This window comes from Roseburia zhanii (assembly GCF_014287635.1).
In the GTDB taxonomy this organism is placed as follows: Bacteria; Bacillota; Clostridia; order Lachnospirales; family Lachnospiraceae; genus Roseburia_B; species Roseburia_B zhanii.
Genome location: NZ_JACOPH010000006.1, coordinates 1 through 16,310 on the forward strand (window position 1 = coordinate 1; position 16,310 = coordinate 16,310).

At 40.8% G+C, this 16,310-nt stretch carries 13 protein-coding genes and 1 riboswitch; of the genes, 6 read left to right on the top strand and 7 right to left on the bottom strand.

Translation table 11 applies throughout. The features are described from left to right. Positions 1-499: 499 nt before the first annotated feature. Both H8S17_RS08455 and H8S17_RS08460 read left to right on the top strand, forming a co-directional pair. The gene (locus tag H8S17_RS08455) at positions 500-1,021 is read left to right on the top strand and encodes a peptidylprolyl isomerase (RefSeq protein WP_186866972.1); all 522 of its coding nucleotides are present in this window, start codon (positions 500-502) and stop codon (positions 1,019-1,021) included. Positions 1,022-1,045: 24 nt separating this feature from the next. Next, positions 1,046-2,431, top strand: a complete 1,386-nt coding sequence (locus tag H8S17_RS08460; RefSeq protein WP_186866973.1) for a uracil-xanthine permease family protein — start codon at positions 1,046-1,048, stop codon at positions 2,429-2,431. 127 nt (positions 2,432-2,558) lie between these two features. Here H8S17_RS08460 and H8S17_RS08465 read toward each other — a convergent pair whose 3' ends face one another. The 7 genes from H8S17_RS08465 to H8S17_RS08495 form a co-directional block, all read right to left on the bottom strand. Beyond that, the gene (locus H8S17_RS08465) at positions 2,559-3,413 is read right to left on the bottom strand and encodes an Mrp/NBP35 family ATP-binding protein (protein ID WP_186866974.1); all 855 of its coding nucleotides are present in this window, start codon (positions 3,411-3,413) and stop codon (positions 2,559-2,561) included. A gap of 204 nt (positions 3,414-3,617) precedes the next feature. Continuing rightward, positions 3,618-6,938, bottom strand: coding sequence for an immunoglobulin-like domain-containing protein (locus H8S17_RS08470; RefSeq protein WP_186866975.1), 3,321 nt, complete (start codon positions 6,936-6,938; stop codon positions 3,618-3,620). A 110-nt stretch (positions 6,939-7,048) separates the two neighbouring features. Beyond that, on the bottom strand, positions 7,049-8,125 hold the full coding sequence (locus H8S17_RS08475; protein ID WP_186866976.1) for an HD-GYP domain-containing protein: 1,077 nt from the start codon (positions 8,123-8,125) through the stop codon (positions 7,049-7,051). Then, complete coding sequence (locus tag H8S17_RS08480) at positions 8,122-8,490, bottom strand: Hpt domain-containing protein (RefSeq protein ID WP_186866977.1); 369 nt, start codon at positions 8,488-8,490, stop codon at positions 8,122-8,124. The genes H8S17_RS08475 and H8S17_RS08480 overlap by 4 nt, the downstream gene beginning before the upstream one ends. An 89-nt stretch (positions 8,491-8,579) precedes the next feature. Beyond that, positions 8,580-9,350, bottom strand: coding sequence for an SDR family NAD(P)-dependent oxidoreductase (locus H8S17_RS08485; protein WP_186866978.1), 771 nt, complete (start codon positions 9,348-9,350; stop codon positions 8,580-8,582). Positions 9,351-9,485: 135 nt separating this feature from the next. After that, complete coding sequence (locus tag H8S17_RS08490) at positions 9,486-10,670, bottom strand: cation:proton antiporter (protein ID WP_186866979.1); 1,185 nt, start codon at positions 10,668-10,670, stop codon at positions 9,486-9,488. 105 nt (positions 10,671-10,775) lie between these two features. Next, positions 10,776-10,851: riboswitch (Fluoride riboswitch) on the bottom strand. 230 nt (positions 10,852-11,081) lie between these two features. Beyond that, on the bottom strand, positions 11,082-11,510 hold the full coding sequence (locus H8S17_RS08495) for an SseB family protein (RefSeq protein ID WP_186866980.1): 429 nt from the start codon (positions 11,508-11,510) through the stop codon (positions 11,082-11,084). A gap of 524 nt (positions 11,511-12,034) precedes the next feature. Between H8S17_RS08495 and H8S17_RS08500 the strand changes: the two genes are divergently transcribed. The 4 genes from H8S17_RS08500 (at position 12,035) to H8S17_RS08515 (ending at position 16,210) form a co-directional block, all read left to right on the top strand. After that, on the top strand, positions 12,035-12,721 hold the full coding sequence (locus H8S17_RS08500; RefSeq protein WP_243238023.1) for a YoaK family protein: 687 nt from the start codon (positions 12,035-12,037) through the stop codon (positions 12,719-12,721). 318 nt (positions 12,722-13,039) lie between these two features. Then, entirely contained in the window at positions 13,040-14,431 is a 1,392-nt protein-coding gene (mgtE, locus tag H8S17_RS08505; RefSeq protein WP_186866981.1) for a magnesium transporter, read from the top strand. 104 nt (positions 14,432-14,535) lie between these two features. Continuing rightward, on the top strand, positions 14,536-15,069 hold the full coding sequence (locus H8S17_RS08510; protein ID WP_186866982.1) for an RNA polymerase sigma factor: 534 nt from the start codon (positions 14,536-14,538) through the stop codon (positions 15,067-15,069). Next, positions 15,056-16,210, top strand: coding sequence for a DUF4179 domain-containing protein (locus H8S17_RS08515; RefSeq protein ID WP_186866983.1), 1,155 nt, complete (start codon positions 15,056-15,058; stop codon positions 16,208-16,210). The genes H8S17_RS08510 and H8S17_RS08515 overlap by 14 nt, the downstream gene beginning before the upstream one ends. The last annotated feature ends 100 nt before the right edge of the window (positions 16,211-16,310 follow it).

Sequence of the window (16,310 nt, forward strand, 5' to 3'; positions counted from 1 at the left end):
CATTTGTGGGTGTCTCCTTTGAACGATGATTTGTCAACCGGCCAGTTAACAATCATTATTCTATGGGTGGCACTCATTTTTTGCAAACCGGTTATTTGTTACTTAACAGGAATGCTCCTAAAATACGCTATATGGATCCCCGATACTTAAACAGGTCACTATGTTTGTACCGTTCGGGATTCTGCTACATCGTTTCGTAAATAACTATACCCATACGATCGGATTCACAGGCAGGTGAATGGTGTAGTTATTTCAAAAACGATGTACCCGTATGCATCTCTCCGGTCCTGTCTTAAGATACATCCGTAAAATTTATCATATCATTTGATTAGTTGTAACTAACTTATGTTTATAATAGCTAATCTATTTAGTTTCGTCAAGAAGATTTTTCATATTTTTTATCTTACTTCTTTTTTTGCTAAGAATATGCTACAATGTTGTGCAGAAATCGGTCACTGCATATGCAGCAGACCATCACACAAACAAAAGGAGGTCTATCATGGCTCAAAATCCAATCATCACATTTGAAATGGAAAATGGCGATATCATGAAAGCGGAACTTTATCCGGAAATCGCCCCAAACACTGTCCGCAATTTTATCAGCTTAGTAAGCAGCGGATTCTATGACGGTCTGATCTTTCACCGTGTTATCAACGGTTTTATGATCCAGGGCGGCGATCCGGAAGGAACCGGTATGGGTGGCCCGGGATACAGTATCAAAGGCGAATTTGCACAGAACGGTTTTGCAAATGATCTTAGACATTCTGCCGGAGTTTTATCCATGGCCCGTTCCATGATGCCGGACTCTGCCGGAAGCCAGTTCTTCATCATGCATAAAAATGCCCCACACTTAGACGGTGCCTATGCAGCTTTTGGCAAGATCACAGAAGGTATGGACGTTGTCAATAAGATTGCTGAAACAGCAACAGATTACAACGACCGTCCAATGGAAGATCAGCGTATGAAAAAAGTAACTGTTGAAACATTCGGAGAAGCTTACACAGATCCGGAGAAATGTTAAGATACACACAGGAGGGAGTTTTCAATGAATAACGAAGTCGAACCGATCCGTGATGCCACCACGCTTGGTATTCCAAAAATGTTAATCTTAGGTCTTCAGCATATGTTTGCCATGTTTGGCGCAACCATCTTAGTACCGATCTTAGTCAATACTTATTTTGAAGGCGAAGGATTATCCATTCAGGTTACTCTGTTTTTCGCCGGAGTCGGAACTTTATTCTTCCATCTTTGTTCGAAATTAAAAGTTCCTGCATTTTTAGGTTCTTCATTTGCATTCTTAGGTGGATTTTCTACCGTTGCAAATTTAGACACCGGAATTTTTAAAGATATGACAATGGGTGAAAAATTACCATATGCCTGTGGCGGAATCGTTGTAGCAGGACTGCTTTATCTGATCCTTGCACTTGTGATCAAACTTGTCGGTGTCAAAAAGGTCATGACTTTCCTTCCACCGGCTGTTACCGGTCCGATCATTATCTGTATCGGTTTAAGCCTTGCACCATCGGCTGTTTCTAATGCTTCGACGAACTGGATATTAGCACTCATTGCACTTGCAACGATCATCATCTTTAATATCTGGGGAAAAGGAATGTTTAAGATCATCCCGATCCTGCTTGGTGTTGTGATCTCTTACTGTGCAGCTTTAATTATGAATGCCTGCGGTCTGACAAATCCTGATGGTTCTGCTATTTTGGATTTCACTAACGTCGCTTCTGCATCCATACTTGGTGTTCCACAGTTTCAGATCTGTAAATTCAATCTGACTGCCATCTTAGTCATGGCTCCGATCGCTCTTGCTACCATGATGGAGCATATCGGTGATATGTCTGCGATCTCTGCAACTGTCGGAGAAAACCTGATCGAAGATCCGGGTCTGCACCGTACATTGATCGGTGACGGACTTGCAACTTCTTTCTCCGCATTGTTTGGAGGTCCTGCTAATACTACTTATGGAGAAAATACCGGTGTACTGGAACTTAGCAAGGTATATGATCCCAGAGTCATCCGTTTAGCTGCCGTTTACGCAGTCATTTTAAGCTTCATGCCAAAATTCGCTGAAATCATCGGTTCCCTGCCATCTGCGATCATCGGTGGTGTCAGCTTCATGCTCTACGGAATGATCTCTGCGATCGGTGTACGGAATGTCGTAGAAAATCATGTAGATTTCACAAAATCCAGAAATCTGATCATTGCTGCTGTCATTTTAGTATCCGGTCTTGGATTTGCAAATGGCCTGACATTTACGATTGGTACAACTTCTATCACATTGACAGGTCTTGCCATTGCTGCGATCGCAGGTATTCTTTTAAATGCGGTCCTGCCAGGCAAAGATTATGTATTTGGTGAAGATCCGGAAGCAGATGCTAACCGCGGCTTAGACATGAACCCGATTCCTTTACAAAGGAAATAGGCTGAAATTGTCTATCCTGTCATTTCATATTATGGTGTATTCCTGATGGAAAAACATCAGATAAAAAACCTCCGTCTTATCCTGTTTGAACATGATTCGTTCTTACCGGATAAAACGGAGGTTTTCTCTATTTACTGATCTTTAATGCTTCAATCCCTGCTGCAAGATATGGATTCTCGGTTTCATAGAATTTACCGGCATCCGCTGCTTTTGCAAGTTCCGGCTCGATCGGCAGTTTGCCGAATACCGGGATGGATAATTCTTTTGCCACATCATCCACATGGCTCTCACCGAAAATACGGATCTCTTTTCCACAGTCCGGACATTTTACATAGCTGAAATTCTCTACTAACCCAAGTACCGGAATATCCATCATCGTTGCCATGTTATAGGCTTTCTTTACGATCAACTGTACTAACTCCTGTGGAGAAGTAACGATCACGATCCCATCTACCGGGATTGACTGGAAAACGGTCAATGGAACATCACCTGTTCCCGGCGGCATATCCACAAACAGATAATCTAAATCTCCCCAGATCACATCTGTCCAGAACTGCTTGACAGCACCTCCGATCACTGGACCTCTCCAGATCACCGGTGCTTCTTCATCATCTACTAACAGATTGATCGACATGATCTTTGTTCCGTTTTCTGCTGCGATCGCATACATTCCATCATCTGTTCCATATGCCGGTCCATGTACTCCAAACATCTTTGGAATGGAAGGACCTGTGATATCCGCATCCATGATCCCCACCTGATAGCCCGCTTTCTGCATGGCTACAGCTAGAGATGCTGTCACGAATGATTTTCCGACACCACCTTTTCCACTGACAACACCAATGACTTTTTTTACAGATGAAAGTGGATTGATCGGTTCTACTGCTATCGGAGAACCTGCTGTTTTATTATGACTTGGACAGCCTTCGCAGCTTTCCCTTGAACATGAAGATGCACTGCTGCATGAACTATTTTCTGGCATATTCTATTCCTCTTTTCTTTTAACATTCTCTGCAACTACTCCGTATCTATATCGTTACCCTTTTCGTATCTCAGTTATTCATTACCCTCATAGTTACATCTTTATCATTATAAACAGAATACCTGCTTTTCGCAAGAGAAAAAGGTCACAGTCCGCAGAATACCCGCTGACTGTAACCTTTTTATTTTCGTATAAAAGCTGATCTTATTTCTTGATCTTCACTTTCTTTACCGCACTGTAAGAACCATATACTTTACTATTGGCAGAATCCTTTTTATATGCCCTTACTTTTACATAGTAGGTTTTACCTTTTTTCAGCTTCTTAAATCTTACAGAAGTCTTTGTTGTGGTAGATTTCTTCACATTTTTCTTGAATTTCTTATCTGTAGCGATAATGTATTCGTACCCTGCTGCGCCACTCGTCTTTTTCGCTTTTACAACTAATGTCTTTTTCTTGCTGTTCTTTGCACTACTTAATTTTGCTTTGCTGACAGATACTTTTGCCCATTTTGCTGTAATCGTAAGATCTGCTGTTACAGGTGCTGCAAAATCATATGCTGTTGTTCCTAAATACCAGCCTTTAAATGTGTACTTCTTTCTGGCTGGATCTGCCGGTTTTGCTACTGCTGTCCCTGATGTAACTGTCTGTGTTGCAACGACTGCATTATCTGCTCCTACAAATGTTACTGTGTAGTTTGCCGGTGCCGGCTGGGTGTTATTGCTGTTGTTATTGTTATTATTGTTGTTATTGTCTGTTGGCGGTATTACGACCGGATCTAATGCTTTTACAGTCACTGTAAATGTCTTTGTACAGCCTTCCTGTCTACGCACATCACCATTGCCATTGATCGCAAATACTGCTGTTAATTCTACTGTTGCATCACCTGCAGTTGCTGCCGGTCTTGTTACCTTTCCTGCTGCACTTACGACTGCTTCATTAGAGGATGTCCATGTGATCGCATTTCCTTCTGTTGTTTCAGCCGGAAGTGTGATATCACTTGTTACATTTGAAGTATCAGGTAAGCTGACTGCTTTATCCACTAATTTTTTGATAGCTGCTGTGTATTTCCTGCTGTTATACTTCTTCATCAGGTTATCATATTCTTCTGATGTGATCGGCATAATCGTTCCATGGCTTGCTGCCGGTTCCGGCATGGAATAAAGCGGAGTTCCGTTTATACTTGCATTTGCAGTTGTTCCTAATACATTGAACTGACCGGTTGTGATATCATCAGAAAGCCCAGGGAATATTGTCACACCTGTTGCATCTGCGACCAGTGCAAAGATACGCTCTCCTTTTAATTCATAACCTTTTAATGCTGCGATCTTTTTCGCATTCTCTACATCTTCTGTATTGATCTCAAAGATACATCCGCCTTCGATCTGTCCACCACCTACATTCAGACAGTTGTTATATACTAACTCCCAGTCTTCTGCCGGTGCTGTTAATGATGTGCTTTTTTCACAATAAATCCTCTTGCTCGGTGTACCATAGGTATTCGTATTACCATCTTCATTCTTTGTATAACGATAATACCAATCATCTACTTTGATCACAGTTGTATCGATCACTGATCCGTCTTCTTCGAACCATACCTGTGCATCAGAGAAGGTATAGAAATCTCTTGTGGTCGCATAGTATAATCTCTGTTTTCCACCGGTTTTTAACTTAGATGCCCAGAATACAACATACTGCTCTGTATCATCGTCCCAGTATGCTTCCGGTGCCCATGTACATCCTGCATCATCTGCTGCAACTTTGCACATACGCTGCTCGGACCAGTTCACAAGATCCGTAGATTCCCATACCATGATGCTCTGGCTTCCTTCTGTCTGATTATGATCCCAATTCTGTCCCGGGTAAGTCACACCATCCTGTGTAACACCTGCTACCGTAAGGTCTGTTGCGATCAGATAAAATTTATCCCCTTCATGGGAACGGATGATAAACGGATCGCGGAGTCCATGTGTACCTAATGTAGACTCGATCACCGGTTTGCTGTCATTTAATGCTGTAAAGTTCAGACCATCCTGGCTGATCCCAAAATAGATCCTCTCATCTTTTACTCCTGCATATGGGAAATATGCAAAGAGATAATCTGTTAATTCTACATCTTCTGCTTCTTTGATAACTGTACAATCAAACTTTTTGGTAGTACTTGCTTCACCTTTTGTCAGTGTTGCTGTAAGTGTTACCTTCGTATCTTCTTTCTGACGTGTTACCTGTCCCGGAAGGATATTTCCGTCTGCTGTTGTACGGATCACGTTTTCATCAGAAGATTCCCATGTGATCGTAGAATTCATATCACCTGTGTCCGGTAATGTGATATTTCCTCTGACAGCATCTGCTGTAGGGATATCTAATAAGTCTGCGTCCCATGCAACAATTTTTTCATCAGTTGCATCACCCTTTACGGTGAACTTCAAGTCTTTATCTACGGTACGTCCGTTTAATGTAACAGATGCTGTCATTGTTACATCCATATCTTTGACTAAACGTGTTACTTTACCGTCATCTGTGATCACGTTTGTATTGCTGCTCTTCCAGGCTGTGATATCAGCTTCTTTTGTAATATCTTCTACAGCGATATTTGTCTTTTCCGGAAGTGTCAGATCAGTTGTAACTTCGTCTGCTGATGTATTCTCACCAAGGCAGTCATCTGCTGTCAGTACGATCTCGGATGCACCAAAATCACTTAATTTTAAGTTCTTTAATGTTTCATTGATGCCGGAATAAAGATCTGTGATTTCATCCTGTGTCATTGCTTTTTCATAGATACGGAAATCTGCTACCGCACCCTGGAAATTCGGATCTGCTGAATAGAAAGAATCTCCCATGTAACCGTCTAAGCCATCTCCTGCTGTCATCAGATCCTGTAATGTACAAGCACCTGCAGCACCTGTTGTAACATCAATGGATGCCTGTTTTACACCATTTAAGTAAAATGTATAATCTCCACCTTCTACAAAGGTAACTGTGATATTCTGCCATTCATTGACAGATAACGCCTGTGAACCACCGATTACAGATTCAAAACTCCATCCGTTTCCATTATCATTTGGAACATAGCAGAGTCCACCACGCATCTTGCTGTCCTGATTTGCACATCCTGTCAGATAAATATAACGTTTGTTTGATGTACCAAGACACCACATCCATGAAGATTTTACATTCTGTGGGATCTTCACTAACATATTGATAGTTACTTCTTTTGCACTGGTGCTGATCGATCCATCCGGAATCGTTACTGTTCCACCATTCAGGTTCACTACAGGTGTATGGTCAATGTCTGAAAATTCCACATCACCATTTGCGATACCGTTGTGTCCGTTTCCGGTCACATCCTTTAAAGTTCCGTCTGCATCCTGTGTCATATTCCAATGTAACACCGGATCAAGTGTTGCTGCCGCATCTGTACCTGCATCCTGTGTTTCTGCAAGCAGATTCACCGGTACAGAGGTTGCTGCTACTGCAAATGCCATGACTCCGGCAAATACAGTTTTCATACATTTTGTAAATTTCATATGTATCCTCCCTCTACTTGAATGAAATTTTTACTAAATTTTACCCTGACATCATATCATATTTTATCCTATATATACAATTTATTTTTTTCTTAAATTTGTTCTTTTTCTTACGAAAGTTTTTCAAACTGTTTCTTCACACTCCGGAAAGTTTCAAGCAGTTTCGGTGAAAAAGCACCGCACTCGCCGTTCATGATCATATGGAAGGCTTCTTCCTTAGAATATGCATCCTTGTAACAGCGTTCATTGATCAATGCATCATACACATCTGCAACAGAAACGAGCTGTGCAGAGATCGGGATCTCATCTCCTTTTAATCCATCCGGATAGCCTTTTCCGTCATATCTCTCATGATGGTGGCGGATGATCTCAAGACTGATCTTTTTCATTGCCGGATTCCATTCTACTTTCATGGATTCTAGTATCTCACAACCGCGTATCGTATGGGATTTCATATATTCAAATTCATCTTTGTCTAATCTGCCCGGCTTAAGCAGGATCCTGTCCGGTATTGCGATCTTTCCTAAATCATGCAGCGCACTTGCCGCTACAATCGTATCAATTGTATTTTCTGTCAATCCATATTCCGGATACTGCACACGAAAAGCTTCTGCTAAAATTTTCGTATATCCTTTCACACGCTGGATATGCTCACCACTCTCAACATCCCGGTATTCAACGATTGCTCCTAATACTTCAATGATATCCTGATTTCTTTTTTCAAGTTCTTCTGCCTGCATCTTTACAGTTTCATATGCTTTCCTAAGAACTGCGGTCTGTTCCTGTACTTTTTCCTCTAATCGGTTCTTATAGACATACTGATTGACCATATTTTTTACACGCAGTTTTACTAAAACAGAATTAAACGGTCTTCCGATAAAATCATATACTCCGTAATCAAAACACTTTTTTTCATTCCTGCTCGTATTATCTCCGCTGATCACTAATACCGGTATCTTCCCGACGACTTTCCGTTCCTGCAATCCTGCAAGCACTTCAAATCCATCCATGACCGGCATGACAAGATCTAACAGGATAGCGTGAATGTGCTCCCATTCTTTATCTATGATTTCAAGTGCCATTTTTCCATTATCTGCTTCTAAAACATCATACTCATCCAGCAGCATTTCTTTCAGAATTTCCCTGTTCAGTTCTGCATCATCTACAATGAGGATCTGATACTTCATTTTGTTTCTCCTCCTATCAGTATGCTGCGGACTGCCTTTGTCAATCTGTTATATTCTTTTTCCACTTCCAGAAATAAGGTGTTGCAGCCTTCTGTGATCCGACCATCCCTTAGTGCTTCTGTAATTTCAGCACAGGGTTTATACAGGGTATCAAAACTTAAATTTAAACAAATTCCTTTTAAGGTATGTGCTGCACGAAATGCCTTTTCTCCATCATTCTCCTGCAAGCCGTCCCTTAGTCTTGTAAAACTTGCATCATCTAAAAATCTGATCACAAACTTTTTGATGAGTGCATCACTTCCTAACCTTCCCGATACATCTTCATATCCCATTCCCAGCTGTTCATAAAATGTCTTTACTTCCATATGCCGCCTCCTTACTTATACAGACTGATTGATATTTTGCTGCACAATCTGCTTACCGTTATGTGCTATACCGCATAATTCAGTAAAATCTATAGCTTTTTCTTTTGCTGATGTTTTACGGCTGCGATCAGCATATTCTGTGGGATAAATCTTCCGCATGTGGTTGCTGCTTTTAATGCAAACGTCGGTATGATGATCGTTTTTCTCTTTTTCATCCGGGTAATGGCGTAATAAGCACAATATTCCGGTGTGATGCCGGGAAGTGCAAATTCCACATTTGCAACGTTATTAAATTCCGTATCTACCGGTCCCGGACATAACGCACCGACATAGACATTACTCTCAGACTGTTTCTCCTCTGCTGCAACTGCCCTTGTCAGGCTCGTCACATAAGCCTTTGTTGCATAATAAGTCGCCATATAAGGACCTGCCGGAAGCAGTCCTGCCGAAGATGCTACATTTAAGATATAACCGCCACCCTGTTCTCTCATCTGCAACAGCATCCGTTTCATCAGAAGATGCATGGCTTTGATGTTCACATCGATCATCTCTAATTCTTTTTTGGCATCTGTCTTTGTAAAACTTCCGCAGTCGCCAAATCCTGCATTGTTGATAAAAATGCCGACCGGAAGTTTTTTCAATTCCTCTAATAAACGGAGGCATTCCTCCTTTTTAGACAAGTCTGCGGTGATAATGATACTTTCTGTTCCGTTTTCCCTTAATTTCTGTGCTAATTCTTCTAAACGCTCTTTACGTCTTGCCACAAGTACCAGACGGTAGTCTTCATTTGCCAGTTCTTTTGCAAATGCCCTTCCGATGCCGGAACTTGCACCTGTGATGACTGCATAATGTTTTTTCAATCGTTATTCACTCCTTTTTCGGATTTGTAACTATCCGGTGGATTGCTAATCTTAAAAATATTGTATGCCTTACGCTATGTTTTTACAAGGAAAACCCCCTGTGTTTTTGTTTATGTGCATTAACTATATGACTGTTTACCGGTTTTCTCTTTTTAACAGCTTCTTATAGGTGCTGTCTATTGCCAAAGCTCCAAGCGGTGCTGTCAGTACGATTGCGAGAACTGCAACTGCTAATACGACATCTCCACAGGCAAAACCCATTGCAAGCGGTATCCCGCCAATCGCTGCCTGTACGGTTGCTTTCGGTGTATATGCCAGCATCGTAAAGAGTTTTTCCTTCTTTTCAAATCCGGTATGAAACAGGCATACCAAAACACCTGCCATCCGAAACAGCAATGCGCCACAGATCACAAGGACAGCCTTGATACCTACTGTTCCGATATAATTGATATTGACGGCTGCACCGACTAATACAAATAGGAATACTTCTGCTGCCACCCAGAGTTTTCCATATTTTACAGACAACCGTTCTGCCACTTCCTTACGGTAGTTCTGCAATCCTACCCCGGTAAACATGATCGCGATCAATGCGGAAAAGGTAAGTGGTGTATAAAGTGCATCTTCAATGACTACCAGCAAAAATGAGGCACTTAAGATCAACAGCACTTTCGTAGTGTCCCGTATATGGATTTTTTCAAAATAGACTGCAAAAAACCTGCCTGCAAGCAGTCCGACCGCTATTCCTGCAAAAATGGAAAACGGGATATTGATAAACCGCATCACAGATACCGTTTCTCCCTGCATCATGCCGGTAAATGTGGAAAAAAGCACGATCACATACACATCATCTACCGATGCTCCGGCTAGGATTAACTGTGGAATTCCACTCTTAGTTCCATATCCTTCTTCCATTAACTTCACCATTCTCGGTACGACAACTGCCGGTGATACGGCGGCTAATACAGAACCTAAAATGGCTGCCTCTAATAAAGATAGACCCAGCAGTTTTGGTGCGATCAACATCATACCTGCCAGTTCACAAGTTGCCGGCACAAAACACATCATGACCGCCGGTCTGCCGATCTTTTTTAAACCTGTCAGATCAAGTCCCAAACCTGCCCTTGTCAGGATGATAATGAGGGCGATCTTTCTAAGTTCTGCGGATATGCCAAGAACAGACGCATCGATCAGATTACTGACATATGGACCTAAGAGGATTCCGGTCAGCAACATGCCAAGCAGTGACGGCAATTTTATTTTCCTGCACAGCCACCCCATAAACATTCCTACAACAAGTATCAGTGCAACACTAAGTAACATAAATTTGTTCCTCCTCTATTTTGGATATGGTATACGAACTGCTCTGTTGCTAGGCAACTCCCACAATTCTACACATATGCATTAAAAAAGCTGATGGCATCTGCGTAAATTGCAGAAGTCATCAGCTGTTTCAGCGGTTTTCGTATTTCTACTCTGGGAGAACTTCATTCCCGAAAATCATCTTAACATATTACTTCGTTTGTTTCAACGTTAAATTCCATCGTTCAATTTTGAAAACACTGCATCATTCTTCGCCTCGCTTTCTACAATCTGCTTTACCATTTCTACATATACTTTCTTGATGGGTTCGCGTTTCGGTATTGTAATCGGTCTACAGCCCTGCTTTCTAAAAGTGTAATGACTGCTGTTTATTGTATTACCCTTATGAACGTGTAGTTCTATTTCTCAATTTCAGCCCTTTGGCATGATAATTTCGATCAGATGCTTATCTAACATGATCGTACGGTTCCATGGATTTAAAATAACTCCTTTGATCTCTGGTACCGAAAGTGCTGTCTGAAACAGCTTATCTATATCTGTAAGAAATGTCGATTTGATCTGGTCAGCCCCTTTTAATTCTTCTTCAAAACTTGTAAAAGCTGACCACCAGACTGCTCCATCTGTCGTCTTGACCGTCTGCAGGTTCATCTGGGTTCCCTGCACAGACGGCTCCACTGCAACGATCAGCTGACCGCCTTCTTTCATACGCCGTCGAATGACTGTCAGTGTATGGGCGAGCAGTTCTTCCGTTGCGTTGCTTTGGAGTGCAGCGATCGCATCTTCGATTTTTTCATTGCCTTTTAAGCCTTCGTCCTGATTTTCGTTCTTTGCTGGTGACATGTTTTTATCTCCTCATGTACGAATTTTCCTCTATTTTAACAGACTATTCTCTGATTGTACAAGGATTTCCTTTATTTCCAGCCTCCTCCTATTGTTTAAATATTACACATTTGTTACAATCACTTTGTCGTTAGGAAATATGTTTGTAACATATCACAAACCGCTTTGTAAATACCGGTTAAAAGCACTTCCTTACGGCAAATAAAAATAAGGAGGTCGTTACTATGTGTTTTACAACTAATAATTGCGCTGAATTATTTCATCTTATCTGCAAGTATTTAAAATTCGGTTGTTAATCATTCCAAAATAAAGTTACTTAAAAAATGCGACAGCTTCGGCTGCCGCATTTTTATTGTTATCCTACAGACAGACCATGATCAATTTACCTGCGTATATAAGCATCATCGGCTTTTATTCTTAGTAAAGTCCTGTTTTTTCATTGCATAATTTTTTTTAAGTAGTATACTGCATAATTGAAATACGAATTTACTGAATATTGATTTACTATACGAGGAGGCTTACTTATGCGTCACACATCTAAAAAACAGATGTCCGAATCTTTTCTGACGGCTGCTTTTTTATCGATATCCGGCGGACTGCAGGATGCTTATACCTACATATTCCGTGGTAAGGTATTTGCCAATGCACAGACCGGTAATATTGTTCTTTTAAGTCAGAGCATTACGGAAAGGGACTATGCGAAATCCATTCACTACATGATTCCGCTGTTATCATTTGCATTTGGTATCATCATTGCAGAACTGATCCGCTTAAAATACCAGAAGATCAGACACTTTCACTGGCGGCAGCGTGTCCTTTTGATCGAGATACTACTCTTATGCTTTGTTGGTTTTCTTCCGGTTAAGTATAATGTCCTTGCAAATGCAATGGTTTCTTTTTCCTGTGCAATGCAGGTGCAGACATTCCGGAAAGTAAACGGTTACGCTTTTGCAAGTACCATGTGTATCGGAAATATCCGAAGTGCCATGGAGTCCTTATGTGCCTATGGAAAAACGCATGAGTCACAGACTTTTTTAAAATCACTTTGCTACTTGGGCATCATTCTTATGTTTGCCGTTGGTGCGGGACTTGGCGGACACCTTATTACCCTGTTTGGAATGTATACGATCTGGTTTTCATGCCTGTTTCTTTTTATCAGTTTTATGTGTATGTTTATCAAAGAAGAAGTGGAACATGAAAGCATGGGTTGATTTCCCAACATTTTTCTGCTAAAATCAATGCGGAATAAAAAATCTGAAACAAATCATAACGGAGGTGAATTTTCATGGATAGTTGCGGGAGTATAGGACAAAGTAATCTATATCCGATATGCGATGTACAAGTCTGCAATCTGCGAATGTGGCTGTCTATGAAGATCTGATACTCACATTCTATCTTTGTTGTGCACCTTTTTATACATCGCATGAAACACCGCGATGTATTTTTTATGCCCATTTTTCCATGTACCCCTGGAATTCTTCTAAATAAAGTATTGCAGGAGTACATCTATGTCAAAAAAGGAGGTCACAATGAGAAACGTATTTATTTCCAAAAAAGATTATGTAAAAGAACTTTTAAAGATCATCCGTTCCACCAAAAATGCACAAAAGCTGCAGGATCTGTTATCTGATTACCATGAAAAAGATATTGCAGAAGCGATCACGCATCTGACAAAACCGGAACGGAATACATTGTATCATATGTTAGATCCGCATATGATCGCAGAAATTTTTTCCTATATAGATGATGTAGAACCTTATTTAGAGGAACTGCCATTAGCACAGGCTGCAAAAGTCATTTCCTATATGGATGCAGACGATGCCCTCGATATCCTAGATGAACTCTCGGAAAGCAAGAAGAATGAATTAGTAAACCACTTAGATATCGATGCAAAAAAAGATGTCCAGAAACTGCTCTCCTATGAAGAAGATGAGATCGGAAGCTGTATGACAAATAACTTCATCTGCATCCCTAACCACCTGTCCGTCCGGGAGGCAATGAGTGAACTGATCCGGCAGGCTGGCAGGCATGATAACATTTCCACGATCTATGTTGTAGATGATGATGAAAAATTTGCAGGTGCGATCGATTTAAAAGACCTGATCATCGCAAGGGAAAATGATTCCTTAGAAGATATCATCAGCAGTTCTTATCCATATGTTTTTGAACACGATAAGATCAGTGACTGCATGGAAAAAATTGCTGATTATGAAGAAGATTCCATTCCGGTATTAACCCCTGACGGAAAATTATCCGGTATCCTGACTTCAACCGATATCGTAGAACTTGTTGAAGATGCCATGGGTGATGATTATGCAAAATTAGCTGGTTTAACTTCTGAAGAAGATTTAAAAGAACCAACGCTTGTCAGCATGAAAAAAAGACTTCCATGGCTGATTGTTTTACTGTTTTTAGGGATTGCTGTATCTTCTGTTGTCGGTATGTTTGAATCCGTCGTAGCTGTACTGCCGATCGTGATCTGTTTCCAGTCACTTGTCCTTGATATGGCTGGCAACGTCGGCACACAGTCTTTAGCTGTTACGATCCGTGTACTGATGGACGAAGATCTGACTGCGAAAAAGAAAGTCATGCTGCTCTTTAAAGAAATGAAGATCGGATTTTTAAATGGTGCGAGTCTTGGCATTATGGCACTTGTGATCCTTGGTATCTACATCCATCTATGCAAAAACTATGTCTGGACATCAGCTTTTCTGATTTCCGGATGCGTTGGAATATCCTTAGTCGTTGCCATGGTGATCTCAAGTCTTGTCGGCACGATCATTCCTATATTATTTCACAAGATCCATATCGATCCTGCTGTAGCAAGCGGTCCGCTGATCACAACGATCAACGATCTTGTTGCTGTAATTACCTATTATGGACTCTCTTTAATCTTTTTAATTGAAATTTTTCATATCTAGTGAGATTTTTCTGTCCCTTTCTCTGTCTAATGTATGTAAGGTGGAAATGATAAACAATTTATTTCCACCTGCATATCTCAAGCGCATGGGAGAATACAAAACCAATGAAAACCAAAAAAGAACAATTGGAACTTATCAAAAAGGCAAAAGGGCACGATCCGGATGCATTTACCACATTGATGCAAAGTTACATGAAAGATATGTACCGGACTGCTGTCGCAATCGTTATGAATGATGCCGATGCTGCGGATGCGATCGGAGATACGATCCTTGCATGTTGGGAAAAATTAGAAACGTTAAAAAACAATGCTTATTTTAAAACATGGATGATACGGATCCTGATCAACAACTGCTATGACATCCGAAAGCAGAAAGAGCGGCTGACTTCTATGGACGATTATGAAGAAATGGCTGTAACAGATGAAAGCAATTTAGAATTTAAGGAGCTGTTATCCATCTTAGACGAACGCTACCGGATTCCGATGCTTTTATATTATGGACAGGGATATAAGATCAAAGAAATCGCTGAACTATTACATATCCCCATAAGTACTGTGCAGACAAGATTAGACAGAGGACGGAGTAAGCTGAAAGCTTATTATCAGGCAGAAAGGAATGATCACCATGAAAAAAGATAACAATTTATGGAATGCAGATGTAGAACTTCCTGAGATCGTACTAGAAAAAGCAAATGATGCCTTTGCGAAGATCCAGAGGGAGGAAACATCTACTATGACAAATATCAACTCATACAAAAAAACAAACAGATCAAGAACTTTAAGAAAGTTTACCGCTGTTGCTGCATGTGCAGGACTGTTAGTGGTCGGAAGTGTTGCTTCTGCTGCTGCCATCCGTCATATCTGGGGCAGAGGTATGCAGGGAACTTTACAGTCTACAGACGAACAGCAGCAGAAATTAACAGATCAGGGAATCGCACAAGTCATACCGGAACAGACCGACTATTCTGATCTTGCAGTTACCTCAAATGGTGTGACCGTAGCACCGGACACAGTAATTACAGATGATAAATTTATATATATGTCATTTTGCATATCCGGTTATGATACAGAAGGCAAAGATCCTTCCTTTGAATTCATAAATGTATCTGTAAAAGATCCTTCATCTAATGCATCTATGGATCTTAGCAGTAATTCATGCTTCTATGATGGCATTGTCAGTGATGAAAACGGTAATCTTGAATATGATGACGGATCTGCTCTGGAGTCTGATGAAAATGACACATTAATCAGCCACTATACAGATGAAAATGGTAATCTTGAATATGTGATCACTGCCTTTGTTCAGGATCAAAATGATTCCATCTTAGGAAAAACAGCACAGGTAGACTTTACAAATCTTGGAACCAGTGAAAAAGCAGATTATACAAATGTAATCGATGGAAACTGGAACTTCACCATTCCATTATCTTCTGTAAGTTCTGATAAGACGATCACAGTAGATAAAGCCGTGGAGGGAACTCCTTTTACCGTAAAAGATATCAAGATCTCTCCTGTTTCTATGGAATTGAACTATGCTGTAAGCGAAGAAATTCACTCCTATACAAATACGACTTTACCAGGGTTTATGGGTGTTGTATTAAAAGACGGTACACGTTATCCTTATCTTGCAGACTGTGGTATTGATGGCTATACAGATGATACACTGACAAATGCTTATGAGTTACGTTCCTTTGACCGTGTCATTGATGTTGATGATGTAGCCGCACTCTTGATTATGCCGGCTGACCGCGATGAGATTTTAGAGATTGCTCTGCCATAATCTTTCTATACAAGTACACTAAACATTTTTATATTTCAGACACATATGATCAGGCTGTCGTGTGAAATCATCATTCACATGACAGCCTGATCTGTCTGTT